Here is a 23,649-nt window from a genome sequence, read left to right as displayed (position 1 = left end):
ATTACGATACCTTTTTTGTCCCAAACAAATAAATATCTCATATTGATTTAGCAAATATAGTTTTATACAATCTCAAATTAACCTACTTAATTTGAGGTTTTTGCTTTTATAAAACTATTTAAACAGCTATCTACTACTAGTTAGTAATATATTTAAACGATGCCTTTTTTACACCATTTTTATCAATAAACCCAAAATGTTTTTGGGTATTTCTACGCCAAGGTCTGCTACCTACAACAGCTTTTGGTACGTCTACAAAATCATACAACGTCCAAGACATAAATTGTAAATTATTAGCAGCAATAATCTCTTGTATTTTTTTATGGTAATTAGCTTGATCCTCTTCATTGCTTCCTAAAGGTTTCCAAAAACCATTGTAAGATGACATTCCAAACTCTTGTAAAACTAATGGTTTGTTTGGTATTTGGTTTTGCATTGTTTTTATTGCAGCATCCAATTCGCTTAAGCCTTCATAATAATGAAACGAAACAATATCTACCTTATCTTTTAAAATGGGTGCACTTTGGGTGTTTGACCAACCAATAGTTACAGGATGTACCTTATCTATAGATTTTACTAAGTCAATCATATTGTCCAACCAAGCGATAACCATATCTTTTCCTCTAGATTCAAAATCCAGATTAGGTTCGTTTTTAATATCCCAAGCAATAATAGCGTTGTGGTCTTTAAAAGTGGACACTATAGTTTCTGCGTGACGTTGGTTTAAGGTCCAATTCATTACAGAATAATCACCATAAAAATCAAATAACGTAACTACTACTTTTAGGTTTTGCTCTTCTGCAGCATCCAAAGTGTGTTTTAGTTTTTCTAATTTTTTAGGATTGACATCAGCCTTTCCAAAGTCGTCATATTGCACAAAAATCCTAACCGAATTTAAGCCAGCATTTTTAATGATTTTAAAGTCGTTAGCAATAGTGTCTTTCGCGAAAGCGTCACCAAACATATTCCAAGGGGTTGCTTTTGGGTAATAATTAATCCCTTTAATAATTAAACTATCAGTTTCAATTTTTGCTATTTCTGGTAAGTACGGTTTAGTGTTTTCTTTAACAAGATGTCTAATACGCCAAAATCCATCTTCTAGCAAAAACACCATTTTATAGGTTGAGGTTTCTGTTGTTTCTAGGACTAGTTGTTCAGCTTTAAAAACACGTTTATATTCTACAACATTTCTATCTGTAACAACAGCTAACTGTCCATCTTCGCTAAAAAACTCTAAAGTTGGTTTGTGGTTTAATGTTGTGGCTTCAATGGTTGTGTTTTCAGCTTTGTTTAATTTAATAAAGGCATATAAGTTTTCTCTAGCACTGTCTGTGTAATAATCTTTTATACCAGCAGTTTTATTGGTTTGATATGCTATTTGTTTAACGTACCAAGCGTCCAAATAGTTGTTTTGAAGTGCATTTAGGTTTTCGTTATCCATGGGTCTGCCTTCATTGTTTAAAGGTTCCCAAATTAATTTTGGGGCATATTGTTCTACTTTTTGTATTTCGGTATGTAGCATTGTACTTCTGTCTGCTCCCGTATTTAAGTAGCTAAAAAGCGCACTTATACCAGATATAATCAAGGCTACAATCATAATATATGAGATTATTAATATGGTACGAAGTATGTTTTTGTTAAGACCTACCATAGTTTTTTGTTATTAAATGTTTTGTTTATTCCAGCGGTCTCAACACTAAAACTATACGTGTCGTTTTGATAAACAGCAGGCTTTAAATTAAAAGTAACGTAGCCATTAAAAGATGTTTTTATAATGGTGTCAATAAGCATGTTGTCTTTGTAAATTAAAAGTTTGACATGCAAGCCATCCGGAATCATTTGCTCCATAAAACTTTGTAAAGGACCAACTAGAACTTTACGATTTTTATCAGCAAAAGCAACGTCAAAATCTTCAATAACACTTTGGTAACTTAGTGTAATAGTATCACTTTCTGCCATACCATCAACATAGGCTTTAATGCTCCAATTGTCTTTAAAATCAGGATGAATAATTTTAGCGTGAGCAACACCTTTAATGGTGGTACCAGTGGTTTTTAAAATATTTCCACTAGTGTTGGTAATAAAAAAGGTAACAAAAGTACCATCACTAACCACATTATCTTGCTTGTCTTTAATTACTGTGGTGTTAAATGTGGTAACTTGATTTCCGTCTGCGTAATTATGTGGTCGTTGTGCCATAATTTTAAAATCTGTTGGGATGGCTGCCCAAACATTAATGGTAAACTCTTTGGAGTTAACTCCTAAACTTTCCGATGACACTAACATGCGTCCACTTTCTTTTTTAGAATAAATGTTTTTATAAGAAATCAAGTTTTTTGTAAAAATTACCTCTTTTTCTTCTGAAGCTAAAAATTGAAATTTAGCATCAACTTTAGTGTTTGTTGGCACTGGATTATCTAAAGAATCTGTTGGGATAACAACCAACATTGTGTAATCTGTTGCTCCAGCCTCAATGCTTGGAGGACCAATATAAGTTTCCATGGTTGCAACTTCTGCTTTTGGGTTTATATTAAATTGACCAGACGCAGATTTATTTTTATCTAATAATATCCAATTGACCACACCAATTTTTTTGGTTATGTTTTCCGGAATTATATATTGAAGTGTACCATCTTTGGCTATAGCCGAAACTAAAGTAGATCCATAACTATTAGAACAATACAATAATGGTTTTTGATCGTCTGAAGCAGTAAACTTTAAAACAATAGGCTTGCCAACATTATAATCTGTTTGCGTTGTGACTAATTTACTAGGATTAGTAGCGTCATTATGTTGCACAATAGCAAACGATGATAATAAAATCAGACCTATAACAAATATGTATGTGCGTTTAAATGGCATTAATTTGGACTTCCTATGTAGGTGTTAATTTCTATTTTTATATAACTAAAATCGGGATGATCAATTTTTTGTAATTGGGCATCGCTATGGTTTTCAATTCTGTTAGGTACTATTTTTCCAGCTATAGCATCGTTTGGTAAACCATTTACAAAGATATTTTTCATATCACTATTTATGATTTTAACTTTACCGTCCTTTAAAATCTGATATTCAAAATCTTGTTTGCGTTGTTGCCTTACACCTTCTTTTACAAATAAATGATCGACCCAAACCATGTTTTTGTTTTCATCATAGTAAGTTACTAAAAGCTGAGGTATTGTAATCTCTTGGATACCACTATTAAATAAGTTTCCGTTTATAATACTGTCTTTAATACTTATGGCACTTAGTACAACGTTTTTGTACAAGTCAGATCCCGAAACATTTCCTGCTGCTTGTAAGTTAAATTTTGTTGGTTGCTCTTCAAACTCAACTGGAGTAAATTCATCTGGATTAAACGTATCTGGAATAGAATCTTGTGTTCTAGACCAAGCAATACCTTCAAAATTAATCCTAAAACTACTAGACTCTTTAGGCATTAATTTATGCTTAACGTGGTACTTTGCATTATAGGTTGCTAGTTGTTTGTTGTTATCGTTATACAAGGTACCTTTTAAAATAACATCTGCTGGTACATTGTCTACATTTTGGACTTCTCCAATAATAGCATAACTGCCATCGTACTGCACTAACTTTGCAGAAACGACCTCCAAAACTGGCTGTTTTAACACGTCTTCATGATGAGTTGCTTCTGTTGTAATACGTCTACGACCTTGATTAAAATACTTGGTTGTGTTATCAGAATAGAGTTGGTCTGGAGGTAAGTCGTTATTTAAATCGTCTGGTTGTAAATACCATTTGCCTTGACGTTTTGATAGCGATTTGTAATCCACTTTTTCAATTTTTTCTAAAGGTGTAATCCATTGGCTAGTTACTTTTGCCGATACTGTACTGTCATTATGTTTAGTTATTTCAGTCGTGATAGCATCCATTTTTGCGTAGCTACTTAGCAACCCATCGGTTACTGAAATCTCTAACATGTATTGTGCTATTGGCAACTGGTTTTCCGGATCTATTAAGCTATGTGCTTTTTCAAATTCTTTAAAATCTAACGCATCATAATAGGCGATAATGGCATTTTCTGGACTGCGTTGCGAGTCGTTTTTTAGGTAGAACAAATAAATACCATAAAACACAGCTATGGCTAGAATTAATGACCAAAGGTGTGTGATACGTAAAACGTTTCTATTAAACTTATTATAGGTCGTAGGGAATTTTAAAAATTCGGTAACTGGTTTTATCCGAGTTTTTAAAGCGTTAACCCAAAGCATTTGAATATTTAAAACAAATGCCACTAAAACGGTTAAAAACGGAATAATTCCCCACATTATTTTAACCCATTTGGCAACATCTTCTTTTGGTAAAATTGAAGACACAGGCGGAATGTTTAATCGTTCCCATACCATAATCCCGTTTTCTAATTGTCGTAAACGTTGCCAACCACAAAAGTAGAGTATGGGATCGTAAAACTTATCGTTAGAAAATATGTACTTAAGATTGTATTTTTCTGGCGTTGTTAAAAATTGCTGTAAAGATCCAATTCCGGCAACTCCTTTAAATTTTGAGTTTTCTAAACGCTCGATTGGTCGTGTAGTTAATTCTGGTAATCGTCGTGCAGAATGGTAATTGCCATCTACTGTCATGGCATTAGTTTGCGCGCTTAGCCAAGCCATTTGATCTCCAAAACCTAGCGTTAAAAAACGCCATTTATCGTGATCATCTTGATTTAAAAAATTAACAATAGGCAACATCTTAATTTTTTGAGGCTGCGATGGTCTAAAATAATTTAAACTCATAGTAAAAACTACCATAAATACCATGAGTCCAGCAAGTATTCCGCCAATAATACGATGGTAAACAGCACCAAATTTAGACTGAATAAGTTCTTTTAAATCACCTTCAACAAAACGATATACAAATTCACCCATTAACGGAATGGATAATATGGAAGCCCAAAGTGTAAATCTATCTAAGGTTAAAATATTAAAAGCAGTTTCGCCTAACATTTTTAGTGGTACAGGAGTAGTTCCTCCAGTTCCTAAAATGGTACAAATAGTTATTGATAGTCCAAAAAACAAGTAGCGTTTGCTGTAATATCTGTAAAAAATATAGGGTAATAATATTAGTAAAATTCCCCACGGAATTAAAAAGAATACTAATCCAGAGGATGTGATTTCTAAGAAATTATCACGAGAACCATGCGGAATTGGAACCTGAGTAATTGGATTGGCTTTGGAGTTTAGCCAATATGGAAAAATACATCCAACGATTAGGACTAGTGACAGCATTCCAAAACTTACAATGCGTTTAAAAAGTTTAAAAAAGCTATTCAAAAATATTTTGAAAGTCACGTCTTTCATGGTGTTGACTTGCTCTCGCGAAACATCCATAATTACCATTCCTATTAAAGGGAAGATAAAAAAGATCATTCCAAAAATTGGTGTTACATGATGTGAAGTTACCGTTACTGCTATTAAAGATAATGAGGTTGCTAAGTACCATTTTTTACCTGTTTTTAACCATAAGTAAATTTCGGGTAAGGCATGCATTAATACAGATACACCAACAATACTAGGTAATTGTCCAAAAATATGAAGCGTCTCTACAAACGATGAACTAAATACTGCCAGTACACAAGCATAACCAGCTACCGTTTTATTAGCGGTCATCATTAATGAAAAACGATAAGTACCAGTAACAAACAGCACAATAGCAATTAACGCAACGCTAAACATTCCAAATTTTAAACCACCAATCATGGAGAGTAGTCCAATGGATTGATGTACTAAAGGCGGATAACTTTGTACGGTAAAACCTGTATACCATTCGTAATTCCAAGGTTCAAACCAGCTATTAGCATAATGATCTGCAAAAAACAAGTGTATTAACGCATCATAAGTAGTTTCCAAAGTAAAAAATATGGCACTACCATGAAATGCTAAAGCTAAAAGTATAGCTGTGATTAAATATTTGTTTGAGGTTTCCTTCATTTAAAGCTTACGCTATTATATATGGTAAAGATAAATAAATAAAATAGGGCTTCCATTTTTAATTATCTACAGCAATCTACCATTCGTCGACACTTAGCTATAGGTTAAACTAAATTACAAATTTAAGGCTCTTATCTCATGTATATTTGTACCATCAACAACAAACAAACACACTTATTATGAAAGTTTTAGCAATAGATGACCAACAATTAGTATTACTGCCTTTACAAAAAAGATTAGTAGAGCTAGGTTACGAAGTAAAAATCGAAACAGATGCAGTTAAAGGTTTAGAATTATATGAATCTTTTAATCCAGATTTAGTAATTGTAGACATCAATATGCCAGGATTATCTGGATTGGAAGTTGTAAAACATATTAGACTGACTAAAAACTCTCAAACACCAATAATGGTTTTGTCTGGTGAAACTAAAGATGAAACTATTACTGAAGGTTTTGAATTAGGTATTAACGACTACATGAAAAAACCATTAAGCTTAAACGAAATTAGTGCTCGTGTAAAACGATTAATTGGTGCGCCAGAAGTTTCTAATATAGTAACTAAAAGTGATGTGATGATCCAAGAGCGTTGCGTAGGTGTAGTGATCCCATGTTACAATGAAGAAGAGCGTTTGCTAAGTGAAGAGTTTATTACTTATATAGATAAAAACTCAGGATATCACTTATGTTTTGTAAATGATGGAAGTAAGGATAAAACATTAGAAGTTTTAAAAGAATTACAAAAAGGAAGAGAAGATTTTATTACAGTTTATGACTGTGAGAAAAACGGAGGAAAAGCTGAAGCTGTACGTTTAGGAATGTTGCATATGGCTAAAAAAGAAGATTTAGACTACATCGGATTTTTAGATGCAGATTTATCTACAGACTTAGCGGATTTTGATGATTTAGTTAAAACTATTGAAACAACAGATTTTAAAATTGTAAGTGGTTCTCGTATTTCAAGAATGGGAGCAAATATTACTAAAGAGTCTGCAAGAAAAATAATTAGCTTAACAATAAACTTTATTATCAGAAAGATTTTAAAAATGGATTTTAAAGACACACAATGTGGTGCTAAAATCTTTCATAAAGATGTAATTGATATCGCTTTTGGTAAAAAGTTTGTAACACAATGGATTTTTGATGTAGAAATTTTTAAAAGAATGAGTATCCATTTTGGATTAAAAGAAGCAAAAGCAATGCTATGTGAGCAACCATTAAAAAGATGGATACATGCAGATGGTTCTAAACTATCCATGAAGGACTCAGTAAAAATTGTTGGACAATTAGGACAAATTGCTTGGGTTTACAGAAATAAAAAACAAAATTCAAAAGCAGCAGTCGCAACTAAAGTTAATGTAGCCTAATCTTTAAATTTCCCCAAATCATGAAAACAGGTATTATCATAATCTTTCACAATAACGAAAAACAAATTAACCCCTCTTTTTTTATTCAAAAAATAAGAAATACATCAAATTTAAAATTATGTTTTGTTGATAATGATAGTAAGGATAATACATCTGTTATGTTAGACGAAATTAAGGAGGCTTGTCCAGAAGTGTCTGTAGTAAATATTAAAAAGTTTAAATCAGATATTTCGGCAGTCAGAGCAGGAGCAAGATATATGTCCAACCAATTTAATCTAAATCAATTAGGATATGTGTCTGCAAATATGCTAAACATCAAGTATCATGGTTTAAATGGTTTGATAGATGCCATAAACGAAAATCAAGAACTACTATCTAAGTTTAATATCGAAGAGCTTAAAAAACGTAAAATTAAAGTGTCTCTGTTTCAAAGCTTGTTTTCAATTATTGATTATTTAAAAAAAATAAAAGTCAAAAACCAGTTTATCGAACTACAATATTTAAGTAAATTTTAAATTCAGAACTATGAAAGTATATCCAATAAAATTCAATCCAATATTAAAAGAAAAAATTTGGGGAGGAAACAAACTAGGAACTTTATTAGGTAAAAACACTGCTAAAGATAATGTTGGTGAAAGTTGGGAGATTTCTGATGTAAATGGAAATATTTCTGAAGTTAGTAATGGTGTATACAAAGGCTCTAGTTTAAAACAATTAATTGCTTCACATCAAGCAGATTTGTTAGGCGCAAATAACTTTGCAAATTTTGGATTTGATTTTCCCTTACTAATTAAATTTTTAGATGCCAAAACAGATTTATCTGTACAAGTGCATCCTGATAATAAAATGGCTAAAAAGCATCACAATAGTTTTGGTAAAACAGAAATGTGGTACATAATGGATAGTGATGAAAATGCAGATATTGTATTAGGATTAAAGGATAAAACAATAAACCCAGAGGTATTAAACCATATAAATGCAAATAATGTAGATGCTGTTTTTAACAGAGAACAAGTTAAAAAAGGCGATAGTTTTTTTATACCAGCAGGAAAAATACATGCTATTGGAGCAGGTGTTTTAGCTGCAGAGATACAACAAACTTCAGATGTTACATATCGCGTATATGATTGGGATAGAGTAGATGATAATGGTCAAAAAAGAGAGTTGCATACTAAGTTAGCTGAGCAAGCAACAAAACAATTTGATACTAACGGTAAAGCTAGTTATAGCATACAACCTAATACTAGGACTAATTTGGTTAATTGCGAATACTTTACAACTAATATTTTGGATATTACTAATCTTCAAGCAAAATCATATGACAACTTGGACTCTTTTGTAATATTTATGTGTGTGGAAGGTACAGTAGAAGTTACTATAGGTACTGAACATGAAACTTTAAAAATGGGTGAAACCATACTAATTCCAGCTAAAACAAATGCAGTGGTTTTTAATTCTACTAACGCTAAACTATTAGAGGTGTATATTGATGATAGCTCAGTAAATAATATACAACACGCATCTTAGTTGTAGTTTTAATAGCTAAACACAAAGCAATTACTATATTTGTGCGCATCAAATAATATTAAATATGAGCGTTTTACAAATGTTAAAAGAAAGAAGTAACTCTAATTGCGAGTTGTGTACTTCTAATGTAGATACAAGACAATATAATATTCCGCCATCATTAAACGAAACTGTTGATACTTGTTTAATGGTATGTGCTAACTGTTATGATCAAATCGAAAAAAACACAGAAATGGATGTAAACCATTGGAGGTGTTTAAACGATAGTATGTGGTCAGAGCACGTGGCTGTTCAGATTATGGCTTGGAGAATGTTACAACGATTAAGAGGCGAAGGTTGGCCAAAAGATTTGCTAGACATGATGTACTTGGATGATGATAATTTAGCAATAGCTAGATTAACGGATGAGCATAAAGACGAAGCTGATAAAATTATCCATAGAGATTGTAATGGTGTTATTTTAGAAACTGGAGATAGTGTTGTTTTAGTTAAAGATCTTAAAATTAAAGGTTCTAGTCAAGTGGCTAAACAAGGTACAGCGGTCAGAAATATTAGATTAGATCGTGAAAATGCGACCTATATTGAAGGTAAAGTAGGACCAACACTTACCGTTATTATTACAGAGTACGTTAAGAAATTATAATCTTAATGACAACATATAAAAAAGGCTTCAATTATTAATTGAAGCCTTTTTTGTTATAACGCTTTTTGTTGTTGTTTATAAAACGCATCTGCTTGAAGTTGCATTAGTTCACTAGCTTTTTTACGTTTGTAATAATACAGTTCATCGTCTTCAGATAAATCAGTATAAATTTTATCATTTATTTTAAAGTTGGCTTTCGCAGATAATTTTCTTTCTTGTACACGTTGCTCAACAACCGTTTTAATAGCTGTTTCTTGGTCTTCTAGTTTAAAATCATATTCGCCCTTAGGCGATAATAGTTTTGCTATTATTGGAGAGGTTTCAATAGCTAAAAATAATAAGAATATAAAAAACGACGGTAACCATGGTAAGGTGTTTAAGGCATTTATTCTGGCCATTAAACCGTCAAAGCCATCAATAATGGGTTGTGTGTTGTCTACTTGTAGCTTATAATCCAAGTTTAGTTGACTTATTTCACTTTCAATAGTTACAATTTTTGTTTTATTATCTGTTTTTATCTGCTGTAATTCTGCGAAAGCAGTATCGTGTTTATCACGTTTTTCTTGATAGACAGGTCCTTTGCCTAATTTATTAGTACCAGAGGTACCTTCTGCTTCTGTAATATAGGTGTTGTAAAGGGTGTTAACTTCAGCTTCTTTTGTTGTTATTTCATTTAGAAGATTGGCTATGTTTTGTTTTAATTCATTTTCTTTTGGTGAAAATTGTAACGCAATATCCTCTTGATTTTGAAGGGTCATTGCATTTTTTTCTGTCAGTAATACTTGATTGATTTCTTTTTCAAAAATCTTAAGCTCTAAAGGTTTTGAGATGACTATAGCTATAATTAATGCTAAAATTAATCTAGGTGTAGCTTGTAATAATTGGTTTAGAAAATTGCCTCTTTTTTTAATAGTTGACACAATAAAGCGGTCTAAATTAAAAATTAAAAGTCCCCAGATTAATCCAAATCCAATGGACATATATACGTTGTCAAAAACGGTATAAAGCGCATAGCTAGAAGCTATAAATGCCATTACTGCAGTAAAAAATACGGTTGCGCCTATTCCTGCATATTTGTTTTGTTCGCCAATTGAGGATGTTTTAAGGAGGTCTGTATCTGCTCCAGAACAGATAATGAAAAATTGTTTTAACATGATGTGATTGATTTTGATTGATGACCCTAAGATAAGTTTAGGACTGATTGTCTATTAGAACGCTAAATGTTTGGTTTTGTTACAGTTTTGAGCAAAAAAAAGCTTCAAATTATATGAAGCTTTTTTTTTTTTATAACGAATATTACTCGTTTACAACTTTGCCATTAACCGTTTTTATTGGTTTTTCGGACAGATGTACAGTGGACACACCGTTATTTGTATGTGATGATATGTTTAACTCTGAATTATTTTTAGCTAAATCCAAAGCCTTATCAGAGGTAATTGCTTCTCCATTATAATAAAATGAAGCGTCTTTTTTTGCCATTCTAATAATGTGATCTGTAGTATTCATTGGAGGTGGTGGAGGAGGAAGTGTTATGTCGTCATCCTTCCAGGTTTTTTTAAATTTAATAAAAAGTTTACCGTCTTTATAAACTTTAGTTATTTTTTGACCAGGAATTACTTTGCTACCATCGGTTGGAGTATTAGATAATTTATTCCCTTTTTTGTCGACTTCAATTCCTGATTTGTTATAATACTTAGTTCTGTTTTTTGTTGTTACAAAAAAATGAGCATCATCATTAATGTTTATAAATCCTGTTTCAGTATCTGAATTTAAAGGAGCTGGAGGAGGAGGAGGATTTTTATAAACTTTACCTTTTATGATTTTATTTTCTTTATAGTATTTTTTTATAACGCGTTCTTGTTTTTCTTTCTGCTCTGGTGTTGCATTTGGATTTACAGGTGGTGGTGGAGGTGGTGGTGGAATACTAGATGCATCTCCTTTTTTTACTTTAGGTGATTCTGAATAGTTTTCATCATTTTTGTCTACGACCTTAATAATAACAGGTTTGAATTTGTTGGATTTAGTTTTAATATCAAATAATTGAATAATATCACCTTTTTTGGTTTTTAAAACATATTGTCTAGCTTCATTATTTGGCATGTTACCTTCGTTAAATAATGTTTTTATTCCAGGGATTTTTAACTTAAAGTTAGTTATATCCTCTTGGTTAGTTGTGCTTAAAATTAACTCTTCTATTCCTTTTTTTGATAAGTTAAGTGTACAACCATCACATGCTATTCCGTTTACTAATAATCTTGTGTCTTGATTAAGGTAATTTATTTTTAATTGTCCGATTTTCTCTAAATCATCTTCAATTTGTTTTATTAAGTTGTTTGAGCCAGTATTTAGTTCTATTTCATCTTGAAAAAGCATAGCAGGAGTTAATTCTTTTTCAATCTCTTTCGTGCTACTAAAACTATAAAGTAATAGCGCTAATAATGGTAATAGCAATACGCTACGTAACCATTTTGTTTTTGTGGGTGTTTGTGTGTTCATAAGTGTGAAACGTTTTTTGATTGATGAATAATTGATAGCGTTTACTAGTGCTAATTCTTGTTGATTAGACGAGAATTGTAATAAAATTGTTTGATAAGTTTTAGTGTCGGCACCTTGATTTAAAACGTCTTGATCGGCTAAAAACTCATGATTAAGTTTGACTTCTTTTTTAAGCCAATACAATAATGGATTAAACCAAAATACGACTTGAAGTAACTCTATAATTATGATGTCTAAACTGTGTTTTTGTTTGGCGTGCGTTTGCTCATGTAATAAGACTTCCGGTGGGATTTGATTGTTTTCAAACTTGGTTTTATTTAAAAATATGAAATTGAAAAACGTATGCGGAATTTCGATTTGCTCCATTAATACATTAACAAAATGACTGCTTTTAACTTTAGTGTGTTTTTTAATTTTTGAAACTATTTGAAACAGATTAACGCAAAATCTAATAAAGAATAGAGCTGCTCCTAAAGCGTAAATACTCCATAAAATGATGGATAAGTAGTGAGTGTCTTCTATTATTTTGACGTTTGTATCTATTGGTATTGTTGATGAGTTATCAAATATAAAAGTTGAAGCGTCTACAGAAGGCTCGACATATTTTACAAACGTTATAAAAGGTATTAATGCTGCGATTACAACAGCAACTAATAAATACACTCTTTTAAATTTGTGAACGCTTAAAGGTTCTAACGCTACTTTGTAAAACAATAGCAAAGCTAAAAGGCAAACGCTGGATTTTAATAGGATTAGTTCCATGATTACTTGTTTTTAATTTCGTTGTCAATAATAGATCGTAAAGCCTCTAATTCTGATTTACTTAAATCAGTTTCTTTTGTGAAAAACGACGCAAATTGTGAGCTGCTATTGTTAAAAAAGTTTTTTATCAAGCCATTAACATGCTTAGAAAAATAGTCTTTTTTGTTTACTAAAGGATGGTATTGTCTAGAGTTTCCAAACTTTGTATAATCAATAAAACCTTTGTCTGTCATGCGTTTTAATAACGTTGCAACGGTTGTGTTTGCTGGTTTTGGTTCTGGATAGGCTTCTAGTAAATCTTTCATGAAAGCCTTTTCTAGTTTCCATAGATGATTCATTAATTCTTCTTCCGTTTTTGATAATTGCATGTCTACAAGTTTAGATTAACTTCTACAAATGTAGAGATGTTTTTTTTTCAAACTTCTCTTTCTTTTATTTCCTTTTCAGGGGAAATAAAATTTATTCTTGTCTTTAACTAAAGAGGAGAGCAGTAATACTTGACATTATTATTAACCTTGATTTTTAGAGATTCTTCGCTATGCTCTGAATGACAGAGATGCGACGTGATTATTGTTATTATAATAAAGAATGTTATAGCTACAGAAATAGAAAAGGAGAAGTGTTGTTGTTACAATTAGAAGGAGGTACGACTGAATAATCTCACACGTGTTATCACCCAAACTACGTCATCCTGAACTAGTTTCAGGATCTCATCCCAAATAGTAAGAACTATGTTATCAAAAAAAAGACACGCCTAAATAAAGATTTTTTATTAAACTGTTTTTTTATGACAAGAATAAATCAGTCACTACTTTCTAGAGCGTAAACTCTCAATAACAACTGTAGATAGGACTAGCATTCCGCCAAAAAAAGTGTTCCAAGTTGGAATTTCGTTTAAAAAGAAAAACGCAATTATAATCCCAAATATTGGTTGTGTACTACCAATAATACTTGCTGTGCTGACTTTAAAATGGTTTAAACTTTGAATAAATAATGTGTGTCCAATTGCTGTAGTTACTAACGCTAGAATAATAACATACGGAAACTGTGTGCTTATATTTGATGTGTCATATAAAAATAAGGCAGGAAGTAAAACGATACTTATTATTAATAGTTGAAAAAACATAAGACTGCTACCATGATAGGAGGTTACGTATTGCTTAAGTATTAATATACGCATAGCATAACAGAATGCAGAAAATAGTCCAAACAGAATTCCTTTTACGGAGTCATTTTGAAAGTCTAATTCTGGAGAGAGGATGTAAATCCCTAAAAGGACCATTGCGCCTAATAAAAGATGTATATAATCAAACTTTGTTTTAGAAAATAGGGGTTCTAAAAATGCTGTCATTATTGGAAATGTAAATAAGGCTAACATCCCAATAGCTACACTTGACAACTGTAGTGCAATAAAATAAGTAATCCAATGCGAGGCCATAAATAAGGCGCTTAACATAAAAGCACCCAAGTCTCTTTTAGAATTTATTTTTAGGGTGATGTTTTTGTATTTGCAATATCCTAGTAATAAAAATAATGCTAGAAAACTACGCCACCAAATTGTAACGGGAGCAGGCATGCTAATATAGCGACCTAAACTACCTGATGTACTAATTAGTAGTGTGGCAAAGGTTAGTGCTAATACGTGCTTTAAATGTTGGTCTTTCACTTTGATTGGTTGTGTAAGAGGTAGTAGTGGCATCCTTTATTTTGCTGCCATATATGGCAAAATAAAGATATAACGGATGACGCGACCACCTTTTGCCTCCTAAAAGCAAAAGGTGGTGACACCCTAATTTTATTTATGCATTTCTGTAAAGTACTTATAGAAATACGGAATAGTTTCGATTCCTTTTAAGTAGTTCCATACTCCAAAATGTTCGTTTGGACTGTGGATAGCATCGCTATCTAAACCAAAGCCCATTAAAATGGTTTTGCTTTTTAACTCTTGCTCAAATAACGCTACGATTGGAATACTTCCTCCACTACGTTGTGGTATTGGTGTTTTTCCAAAGGTTTCTTGGTAAGCTTTGCTTGCTGCTTGGTAACCGACACTGTCTATTGGTGTTACGTAACCTTGGCCACCATGATGTGGTGTTACTTTTACTTTAACCCCTTTTGGTGCTATGCTTTCAAAATGTTTTTTGAATAAGTCTGTGATGTTTTCCCAATCTTGGTTTGGTACTAAACGCATCGATATTTTTGCAAATGCTTGGCTAGCAATTACTGTTTTTGCGCCTTCGCCAGTATAACCACCCCAAATACCGTTAACGTCTAAGGTTGGTCTAATACTGTTACGCTCGTTGGTTGTGTACCCTTCTTCTCCGTAAACAGCATCTATATCTAAAGCTGCTTTGTATTTGTCTAATGAGAATGGGGCTTTCGCCATTTGCGCACGTTCGTCTAAAGATAACTCTTCTACATTATCATAAAAACCAGGAATGGTGATATGGTTATTGTCATCGTGTAATGATGCAATCATTTTAGTCAAAACGTTTATTGGATTTGCTACTGCACCACCATATAATCCTGAGTGTAAATCGCGATTTGGTCCTGTAACTTCTACCTCAACATAACTTAAACCACGTAATCCTGTTGTAATGGATGGCGTGTCTTGTGCGATCATACCAGTATCACTAATTAAAATCACATCGTTAGACAATTTGTCTTGGTTTTGCTTTACAAACTTACCAAGATTAACACTTCCAACTTCCTCTTCCCCTTCTATCATAAACTTGACGTTACATGGTAAAGTGTTGTTTTTTGTCATAAATTCCATTGCCTTAACATGCATGTACATTTGACCTTTGTCGTCACAAGCACCACGCGCAAAAATAGCGCCTTCTGGATGTAAATCTGTTGTTTTAATAACAGGCTCAAATGGTGGTGAAGTCCATAAATTTAATGGATCTGGCGGTTGTACGTCATAATGACCATAAACTAAAACCGTTGGTAAGTCTTTATCAATTATTTTGTGTGCGTAAATAATTGGATATCCTTCTGTTTCGCAGATTTCTACAACATCGCAACCAGCGTCTTTTAAGCTTTTTGCTACAACATCGGCTGTGTTTATAGTATCTTTTTTATAAGCAGAGTCGGCACTTATTGACGGAATCTTTAGTAATTCTATTAATTCGTCAAGAAAACGTTGCTTGTTTTCTTGGACGTAAGACTTTATGTTTTTCATTAAAATAATATTGAATTTATGTAAAAATACAAAAATGAAAATTATTTGTTTGAAGTTATTATGAATATTCAAACTATTGTTTATATTTGCAATCCGAAATTATCGGTATAAGTTGCAGGCGTGGTGGAATTGGTAGACACGCTAGACTTAGGATCTAGTGCCGCGAGGTGTGAGAGTTCGAGTCTCTCCGCCTGTACAAAGTAAAAAAGCTTCTCTTTTTAGAGAAGCTTTTTTTGTTTTAATACGTCCCACAATAGTGCTGTGAAAACCACAAGATATTCAAAACCTATAATCCATAAATTTTCTGAGTTATCTGCATTGGCATATGCTAAATAACTTATTATGATTATAAAACTCCAAAATAATGGATATTTGTAGTTTGTAAATATGGAAAGCAATAAAATAGATGCGATGTACCAAGGGTGTACGGTTGTACTTAGTAATAAGTATACCGTAAAAGCAATAAGCATACTTTTTACCAAGGTTATAAAGTTTTGGTTTTGTCTAGATAATGCTAAGTACCAAATGGAGATGAAAATTATTATAGGTAATATTTTACCAATTATTGCTATTTGATTGTATCCAGTAATTAAATAACCAACCTCTCGAGCGATGTAATATATACTTGCATTAAACTCGAAATCTCCAAACCATAAACCTACAGTTTTGGAGTAGTTGTTTACAAATTCCATTGAAAAAAAGGGTGTAAATAATACTAATGTAGAGACGCCAATTATTAAATAGAAGCAAATTAGTTTTTTGAAATTAATTTTGGAATGCTTGTCTTTAACTCTAAACCATTTTACAAATAACGGTAAAAATAGAAGAGGGACTAGTTTTGTTGAAATAGACAGCGCAAAGACGACAGCAGCCCATTGCCATTTGTTTTTATGTAATAAGTATAAACTGAGAATTAAAAAGAATATCATGACACCTTCAAAGTGTAAATTTCCTGTTAACTCTATTATTATAAAAGGGTTTAAGATGTACCAAAATATTTTATTTGTAGATAGATTTAATCTTTTTAAAAGTTTAGCTCCAAAATAAAGTGTTCCGATATCTGCTGCTATTATTATAAGTCTTAATCCTATTACTGATCCCAGAATGCTTGAAGTAGAGAATAAATTAGCTAGCGTAAATAGTAATTGATTTATTGGAGGATAGTTGGAGTAGTGGCTAGCGTTAAGCGCTTGCATACCTGTTACTAATTGTTGTGCTTGATCAATAGGATAGTTTCCTGATGTTATAAAACTTGCAGGTGTATGTAAGTAAGGATTAAAACCTTGTAATATCATGCGTCCATCCCAAATAAAACGGTAAAAATCTTGTGATAAATTTGGGATTGCTATTAAAAAGATTAATCTGCTAATGATTGCTATTGCAACTAAAAGCTTAAAGTTGTTTTTGTTATTATTTAGTATTTTAAGAAATAATCCAAATAATACAATATATATGGATATTAGATTGGTGTGGTCTGTTCTAGCTAGATCATAAGCAAATACACCATACAAACAAAAGCTAGCTAGTATTAGTAGTAGTGTTAGTTTGTTAGTTTTTAAAAACAATGTATTAAGCATGATGCGTCCTGCGTTAGCGGTTGAAATGGCATCCTTTTTTGCGATAGTTTACAACAAATCTTAGTTGTTTACAAAGAGTTTGTGTTATAAAACAATTTTAAAATAATATAAAACTGCGTCGCAGAAAAGATATAATGGAAGACGCGACCCTTGTGGTAACGCCCAAAATACTATGCTTTAGAGGTTAGGGATTTAAAAAACACAAATCCAAATCCTACGGTTAACATTAAGTGAAATGGAAATAAACCGAAGTCTCCACCTTTATCTCCAACCACAAAAGCACTGTACATACCAAATGCAAAGTATAGCATTAATGCACCTTCAAAAATCACATTAATGGATATATTTTTACGTAAATATTTATTGCCTTTCCAACTATCTTTAAGTGTACTGATATTAAATTTTGGTGTGCGTACAAACTCACTACGTTTACCAACGTGACCTTCTAATACTGCAATAGAATTGTGTAGTGAAAAGCCCATAGCTATTGAGAAAAACGTAAAAAATAGTGCAATGTATTTTAAAAAGTCTTTAAATGTGTTACCATGACTTTGCTTGTACATAACCCAATAACACACAAAAAATATGATTGTACTAACTACAAAAAAGCTCATGACGTAAAAGTATGGTCTCAGGTGTGCGTATTCGTTTTTAATGTACAACATTGGGATACTTAATATACCAACAATTAATACGTTTAAAAACATAGTACTGTTTAGTAAGTGTAATAATCCGTGAAGTTTAGTTTTTGCTGTAATGTTTTTACTTTTTACCACACGTCCAAACATTTTTTGGAAGTTTTCGGCACCACCTTTATTCCATCTAAACTGTTGTGATCTTGCTGCGCTAATTACCACAGGAAGCTCTGCTGGAGTTTCAACGTCTTCTAAATACTTAAATTTCCAGTTTTTAAGTTGCGCTCTGTAACTTAAATCTAAATCTTCTGTTAAGGTATCGCCTTCCCAGTTTCCAGCATCAAGTATGCAGGTTTTACGCCATACACCAGCTGTACCATTAAAGTTAATAAAATGACCTTTGCTACTACGTCCAACTTGCTCCAAAGTGAAGTGTGCGTCTAAAGCAAATGCTTGTATTTTTGTTAATGTAGAATAATCTCTGTTAATGTGTCCCCAACGTGTCTGTACCACACCAATTTCTGGGTCTTTAAAAAACGGAATTGTTTTTTTAAGCCAATTTGGTTCTGGTAAAAAATCGGCATCAAAAATAGCAACATACTCTCCTTTTGCTATTTCTAAACCTTCTTTTAAAGCACCTGCTTTAAAACCTTGTCTGTTGGTTCTGGTAATATGTGTAATATCTAACCCTTTTGCTTTAAGTTGGTCAACGTGAGCTTTGGTTGTAGCAACGGTCTCATCCGTAGAGTCGTCTAAAACTTGGATTTCTAATTTGTCTTTTGGATAATCCATTAAGGCTATGTTGTCCAATAGACGATCCATAACATACAACTCGTTAAAAACAGGAAGTTGAATAGTTACAAACGGAATTTCTTCCGAATTATTAAAGTTAAATTTTGGTCCGTTTTCTTCTTTCTTTTTTGCTGCTAAGTAATTAAACAGTAGGTTTAATTGTGCCAAAGCATACATGAAAATAAGTACTAGCGCAATGCTATAAATAATAATGGTAATGGTTTCGAGAATCACTTTTTAAAACTGTATTTGAAAATCCACGTTAGTATTTTAACGCCTGCAAATATACTACCTTTTATTGTTCCTGAAACTTTTGAGACACCAATTCTATTTCTGTAGTTTACAGGGACTTCTATATAGCTTAGTTTTTGCTTTAATACTTTTAGTTGCATTTCTACCGTCCAGCCATAGGTTTTGTCTACCATGTTTAAAGCCAGAAGCTTATCATATTTAATAGCTCTGAATGGTCCTAAGTCAGAAAATTTAGCACCAAAAAAAAGTGACATTAAGGTTGTTGCTAACCAATTACCAAACACTTGTTGTGGCATCATACTGCCTTCTTCTCTTAATTTTTTGACACGTGCACCAATAACAAAGTCCATATTTTGATCTATAATTGGCGCTACAATTTTGGTTAATTCTTCCGGATAGTCACTATAATCTCCATCTAAAAACACCACAATATCAGGTTTGCTATCTTGTTTAGCGATATAATCCATACCTTTTAAGCAAGCATAACCGTAGCCTTTATTGTTTTCTTGTAAAACAGTTGCTCCTGCATTTTTAGCGTTGGTTTCTGTTAAGTCTGTCGAGTTGTTGCTAACTACAATCACCTCGTCTACAATAGATGGTATGTCTTTAATAACATGTGCAATAGAATCTTGCTCATTGTAGGCAGGAATGATGACTTTTATTTTGGTCATTTAAGGTCGCTTAATTTATTTTCTTTTTTAAAGGACTTTAAATCGGTCCATTCTTTTATTTTTTGTCCTGCTTTAAATTTTACTGCAGATATTAACGCTTCGTTTTTATACATAAGACAATATCCATTTTTTTGATTGTCTTTAAGTTGACATTTATGATTAATTTTTTCGTTGTGATCATAAAATAGCCACCATTTTACCTTTTTATCAGTTAGATAATGGCCTTCCTTTTCTTTTTTACCGCTTTCGCGGAAATATTGCCAGTAGCCAACTTTTAGGTTTTGGTTAAAGCTTCCAAATTTAGAAATTACTGAGTTGCTATGATAGAATTTCCAGAATTTATTTTTTAAATTGTTTAAATAATGTCCTTCGCTTTTAGTTTTTGAATTGTCATAATAGGTTTTCCAGTAGCCATTTTTAACTCCATTTATATAAAGACCTTGACTTTTTAAATAGGTGTTTTTATAATATGTTTTCCAGTAACCACTGGTTTTACCATGAAGATAATTGCCAGCTTTGTGTAAGGTGTTGTTATTGTGATAGTAAGTCCAATACTTTTCTTTTAAGTCTTTATTATAATTGCCTTTAGCTTTGATAGTTTTATTGTCATGATACTCTATCCAATAACTTGTTTTAAGGTTGTTACTATAGTTTCCTTTTTGCTTAATGCTTCCGTTTGGGTAGTAATAAATCCAAAAATCTATTTTGTTATTATCGCTAGTCCAACCTTTAGACAATAGGTTACCGTTATCGTAATACGTCCTTACGTAAGTTTTTTCCGCGTAAGCGTTATAACCCAAAACAATAAAGCAATATAGGACAAAGGTTTTCATTTTATTTTTTGTTTACAAAGTTCATTAAGTCAACATCATTACCTAATAATACTTCTGTTGGATTGATACGTCCATCCATAGTATCGTTTTCTAATTTTAACACACCTCTTGGGCAAACAGCGCTACAAACACCACATCCAACACAACTTGAACGTACTATGTTTTCTCCTTTTTGAGCATAGGCACGTACATCAATTCCCATTTCGCAACTGTTTGAGCAATTACCACATGAGATGCATTGTCCACCATTGGTTGTGATTCTGAATTTTGAAAATAAACGTTGTTGAAATCCTAATATAGCTGCCATAGGACATCCAAATCTACACCAAGATCTGCTACCTAAAATTGGGTAAAAACCTGTTCCGATAACTCCTGAAAATATTGACCCTATGTAGATTCCATAGGTAGATCTTAACGCACTACCTTTGACAAAAAATAAGTGATCGGTTGTAGATGTAAAGTGCATAATTAATAATAGAGCAATTACAGCAGCATAACCAATTGCACCAGCTTTAGCATCTTTACCAAGCTCTTTGCCTCTAAAATACATGACACCTGCAAATATGATGGTTAAAAATGTTATTACAGAAATGATAAAAACATCACGTGTTAACCAAAAATTATTGCTGTCTTTGCCTAAATAGCTATACACCATAGCTGTTGTCATCACTACAGAAAATACTAAAACGGTATGTATTAACCATCGCTCTAGCTTCCAAGCGGATAGTTTTTTTGAAGATAAATGTCTAAAACTATCTCCTGCAGTTTCGGCTAGACCACCACAACCACAAACCCATGAGCAATACCAGCGTTTTCCGTATTTGTATGTTAAAATAGGAGTAATGATAAAGGTTGAAGCTATCCCAAAAATGATTAAAGCTAGTCCTAAATTACCATTAGATAAAAAGCCTTTTACGGACCACTCATCAAAAATGTAATAATTTAATGGCCAAATGCTTTTAAGGTCATAATATGGTAAATCATTATTCATGACATACATGAATTCTGGGATTAAAAAAGCAAAACCTAACTGAAAAAACATAACAGAAACGGTTCGGATTTGCTGATAGCGATTATGTCTATATTTTAAAATGTATTTGTAACCAAATGCTAAAATGGCAATGGTATATAATGTCCCATAAACAAACCATTGACTAGCATTTCTACCACTTAATAAATTGCTTAAAGGGTCGAATAATCCAATTAAACCAGTGTTTGCAGCACCATCTTTACCTAAGCCCAAGTATTCAGGAAAAAAGTATAATACAATATAAAAACTGGTTAGTATGATACCTAAAGCCCAACCCCAAAACCCTCTGGATGAAATGGATTTATACCATACTCCGTCATTTTTTATACCTTCTAATTTAGTTAAATAAGCTTCCCTAGAATATATAATAACACCAACTGTAATCAGTCCTAATGCTAGCGTTAAAAATAATGCTGTATTTGGTAGACTGACGTTAAATAATGCTAATGCTAAAATTAATAGTCCAACAAGACCAATACCTAAAGCAAATTTTTGTTTTGTTGATATATGAAACGCATCTGGTGATGCTAATGACATACTGTGATTTAGTTTGTTACTCATATTGGAATGCTGTTATACTGTTTGTAATTGTTTGTTGTATGCTTTTAGGATATCCTGTTCAAAATGTTTGTAAAATTCTGGATCAAAATTGGCCTCTTTTAAGTTGTTTATTACGTAATCTATATCACGTTCTTCTGTTAACCAAGTATCAAAAGTTTCGTGTCGCATTCGGATACCAAAAGTATTAATGCCTAAAAATGCTTTAGTGTCTTTGTTGTAAGCTACTGTTATGCATTTGGTGTCGTCTTGATGTTTCCAATGGAAATGTTTTTCGTGCTCAGGACGTCCTCGCTCTCCAAAAACCCAACCGTAAGTTTGGTATTCGATATCTAAAAATTTTGCACTATTAAACCAATGTCCTGGTTTGTATTGTAGTTTGTTTCCACAAATGGTTTGTGCTAAAGTTTCTCCCATCATTCGTCCTGTGTACCAAACTGCTTCAATAGGACGTCTGTTACCAATTGCTTCTTGTTGCTCAGCACAATCTCCAATTGCATACACATTTTTGATGTTAGTTTCTAAATAACGATTGACTAGTACACCTCTTTTGGTTTCAATTTTAGAGTCTTTTAAAAACGAAATGTTTGGAGATACTCCTGCAGTCAATCCAACTAGGTTACAGGCTATTTCTTCTCCAGTCTCTTCAATAATTAGGGATTTTACGTTTCCGTTATCGTCCGATTTAATTTCTTTTAAATTGGTATTTAATCTTAAATCAATGTGGTGGTTTTTTATGTGTCTGTTAATCATCTGACTTTCGCCTTCAGGTAAAACACCATTCCAAAAACTAGTCTCTCTAACTAAAAAAGTGACTGGTATGTCTCTGGAATTTAGCATTTCTGCCATTTCAATACCAATTAATCCTCCACCAACAATTACAGCATGTTTACAAGTTTTGTTATCTGGAGCAGTTTGTTGCATGTTATCTAAATCTTGTTTACTGTATAAGCCTTGAACACCTTTTAAGTCTTGTCCTGGCCAACCAAATTTATTAGGTTTACTTCCTGTAGCAATCACCAATTTGTCATAAGTCATTGTATCGCCTTCGGCAAAATGAAGTGTTTTGTTGTCAGTATCTATAGTATTGACATAGCCTTTTTTTAAGTCTATACGGTTTTTCTCCCAAAACCAATTTTCGTAAGGTTGGGTATGTTCAAACTTCATGTGACCCATGTACACATACATTAAGGCTGTACGTGAAAAAAAGTAATCTGTTTCGGCAGAAACGATAGTAATTTTTTTATCCGATAATTTTCTGATGTGTCTTGCTAGAGTAACTCCAGAAATTCCGTTTCCTATAATGACGATGTGTTCCATAAAATGAGATTGTTAGATAGTCTGTCGTTTTTAAAGTTAAAAACTTAATTGACT

At 32.4% G+C, this 23,649-nt stretch carries 18 protein-coding genes and 1 tRNA gene; 5 read left to right on the top strand and 14 right to left on the bottom strand.

What is annotated here, in order from left to right; translation table 11 throughout:
• Positions 1–136: 136 nt before the first annotated feature.
• From B2989_RS09715 to B2989_RS09705, 3 genes are read right to left on the bottom strand one after another with little or no spacing between them, the layout of a single operon-like run.
• Positions 137–1,651 carry a glycoside hydrolase family 2 TIM barrel-domain containing protein gene (locus B2989_RS09715; protein ID WP_292947939.1) on the bottom strand — a complete coding sequence of 505 codons (1,515 nt, stop codon included), beginning with the start codon at positions 1,649–1,651 and terminating at the stop codon, positions 137–139.
• The gene (locus tag B2989_RS09710) at positions 1,645–2,862 is read right to left on the bottom strand and encodes a hypothetical protein (RefSeq protein WP_292947937.1); all 1,218 of its coding nucleotides are present in this window, start codon (positions 2,860–2,862) and stop codon (positions 1,645–1,647) included. The genes B2989_RS09715 and B2989_RS09710 overlap by 7 nt, the downstream gene beginning before the upstream one ends.
• Complete coding sequence (locus B2989_RS09705; protein ID WP_292947935.1) at positions 2,862–5,951, bottom strand: hypothetical protein; 3,090 nt, start codon at positions 5,949–5,951, stop codon at positions 2,862–2,864. The genes B2989_RS09710 and B2989_RS09705 overlap by 1 nt, the downstream gene beginning before the upstream one ends.
• A gap of 179 nt (positions 5,952–6,130) precedes the next feature.
• On the opposite strand from B2989_RS09705, the gene B2989_RS09700 reads away from it, so the two are divergent.
• The 4 genes from B2989_RS09700 (at position 6,131) to B2989_RS09685 (ending at position 9,485) form a co-directional block, all read left to right on the top strand.
• Entirely contained in the window at positions 6,131–7,315 is a 1,185-nt protein-coding gene (locus B2989_RS09700; RefSeq protein WP_145003888.1) for a response regulator, read from the top strand.
• 20 nt (positions 7,316–7,335) lie between these two features.
• Complete coding sequence (locus B2989_RS09695) at positions 7,336–7,830, top strand: glycosyltransferase (protein WP_145003885.1); 495 nt, start codon at positions 7,336–7,338, stop codon at positions 7,828–7,830.
• A gap of 10 nt (positions 7,831–7,840) precedes the next feature.
• Positions 7,841–8,842 carry a type I phosphomannose isomerase catalytic subunit gene (locus B2989_RS09690; protein ID WP_292947929.1) on the top strand — a complete coding sequence of 334 codons (1,002 nt, stop codon included), beginning with the start codon at positions 7,841–7,843 and terminating at the stop codon, positions 8,840–8,842.
• Positions 8,843–8,906: 64 nt separating this feature from the next.
• Complete coding sequence (locus B2989_RS09685) at positions 8,907–9,485, top strand: PhnA domain-containing protein (RefSeq protein WP_145003879.1); 579 nt, start codon at positions 8,907–8,909, stop codon at positions 9,483–9,485.
• Positions 9,486–9,538: 53 nt separating this feature from the next.
• Here B2989_RS09685 and B2989_RS09680 read toward each other — a convergent pair whose 3' ends face one another.
• The 5 genes from B2989_RS09680 to B2989_RS09660 all read right to left on the bottom strand — a co-directional run bounded on the left by B2989_RS09680 (position 9,539) and on the right by B2989_RS09660 (position 15,927).
• The gene (locus tag B2989_RS09680; RefSeq protein WP_292947922.1) at positions 9,539–10,639 is read right to left on the bottom strand and encodes a DUF4407 domain-containing protein; all 1,101 of its coding nucleotides are present in this window, start codon (positions 10,637–10,639) and stop codon (positions 9,539–9,541) included.
• A gap of 142 nt (positions 10,640–10,781) precedes the next feature.
• Positions 10,782–12,743, bottom strand: coding sequence for a M56 family metallopeptidase (locus tag B2989_RS09675; RefSeq protein ID WP_292947919.1), 1,962 nt, complete (start codon positions 12,741–12,743; stop codon positions 10,782–10,784).
• A 2-nt stretch (positions 12,744–12,745) separates the two neighbouring features.
• On the bottom strand, positions 12,746–13,111 hold the full coding sequence (locus B2989_RS09670) for a BlaI/MecI/CopY family transcriptional regulator (protein ID WP_292947916.1): 366 nt from the start codon (positions 13,109–13,111) through the stop codon (positions 12,746–12,748).
• A gap of 440 nt (positions 13,112–13,551) precedes the next feature.
• Positions 13,552–14,442 carry a DMT family transporter gene (locus B2989_RS09665; protein WP_292947912.1) on the bottom strand — a complete coding sequence of 297 codons (891 nt, stop codon included), beginning with the start codon at positions 14,440–14,442 and terminating at the stop codon, positions 13,552–13,554.
• A 96-nt stretch (positions 14,443–14,538) separates the two neighbouring features.
• The gene (locus B2989_RS09660; RefSeq protein ID WP_292947909.1) at positions 14,539–15,927 is read right to left on the bottom strand and encodes a dipeptidase; all 1,389 of its coding nucleotides are present in this window, start codon (positions 15,925–15,927) and stop codon (positions 14,539–14,541) included.
• Positions 15,928–16,041: 114 nt separating this feature from the next.
• Between B2989_RS09660 and B2989_RS09655 the strand changes: the two genes are divergently transcribed.
• Positions 16,042–16,123 (top strand) — tRNA-Leu (locus tag B2989_RS09655).
• A gap of 22 nt (positions 16,124–16,145) precedes the next feature.
• Here the strand turns inward: B2989_RS09655 and mptB are convergent.
• The 6 genes from mptB to B2989_RS09625 all read right to left on the bottom strand — a co-directional run bounded on the left by mptB (position 16,146) and on the right by B2989_RS09625 (position 23,595).
• Positions 16,146–17,504 carry a polyprenol phosphomannose-dependent alpha 1,6 mannosyltransferase MptB gene (gene mptB, locus B2989_RS09650; protein WP_292947906.1) on the bottom strand — a complete coding sequence of 453 codons (1,359 nt, stop codon included), beginning with the start codon at positions 17,502–17,504 and terminating at the stop codon, positions 16,146–16,148.
• Between the two features lie 170 nt (positions 17,505–17,674).
• Complete coding sequence (locus B2989_RS09645) at positions 17,675–19,165, bottom strand: cellulose synthase family protein (RefSeq protein ID WP_292947903.1); 1,491 nt, start codon at positions 19,163–19,165, stop codon at positions 17,675–17,677.
• A complete protein-coding gene (locus B2989_RS09640) occupies positions 19,162–19,854 on the bottom strand; it encodes a glycosyltransferase family 2 protein (RefSeq protein ID WP_292947900.1) in 693 nt (230 codons plus the stop codon). The genes B2989_RS09645 and B2989_RS09640 overlap by 4 nt, the downstream gene beginning before the upstream one ends.
• Entirely contained in the window at positions 19,851–20,687 is an 837-nt protein-coding gene (locus B2989_RS09635; RefSeq protein WP_292947897.1) for a hypothetical protein, read from the bottom strand. The genes B2989_RS09640 and B2989_RS09635 overlap by 4 nt, the downstream gene beginning before the upstream one ends.
• A gap of 1 nt (position 20,688) precedes the next feature.
• On the bottom strand, positions 20,689–22,278 hold the full coding sequence (locus B2989_RS09630) for a 4Fe-4S binding protein (protein ID WP_292947894.1): 1,590 nt from the start codon (positions 22,276–22,278) through the stop codon (positions 20,689–20,691).
• A 12-nt stretch (positions 22,279–22,290) separates the two neighbouring features.
• On the bottom strand, positions 22,291–23,595 hold the full coding sequence (locus B2989_RS09625) for an NAD(P)/FAD-dependent oxidoreductase (RefSeq protein ID WP_292947891.1): 1,305 nt from the start codon (positions 23,593–23,595) through the stop codon (positions 22,291–22,293).
• Positions 23,596–23,649: the final 54 nt, after the last annotated feature.

The organism is Olleya sp. UBA1516, assembly GCF_002323495.1.
Taxonomy (GTDB): Bacteria; Bacteroidota; Bacteroidia; order Flavobacteriales; family Flavobacteriaceae; genus Olleya.
This window is presented reverse-complemented; position numbering and strand designations above follow the sequence as displayed.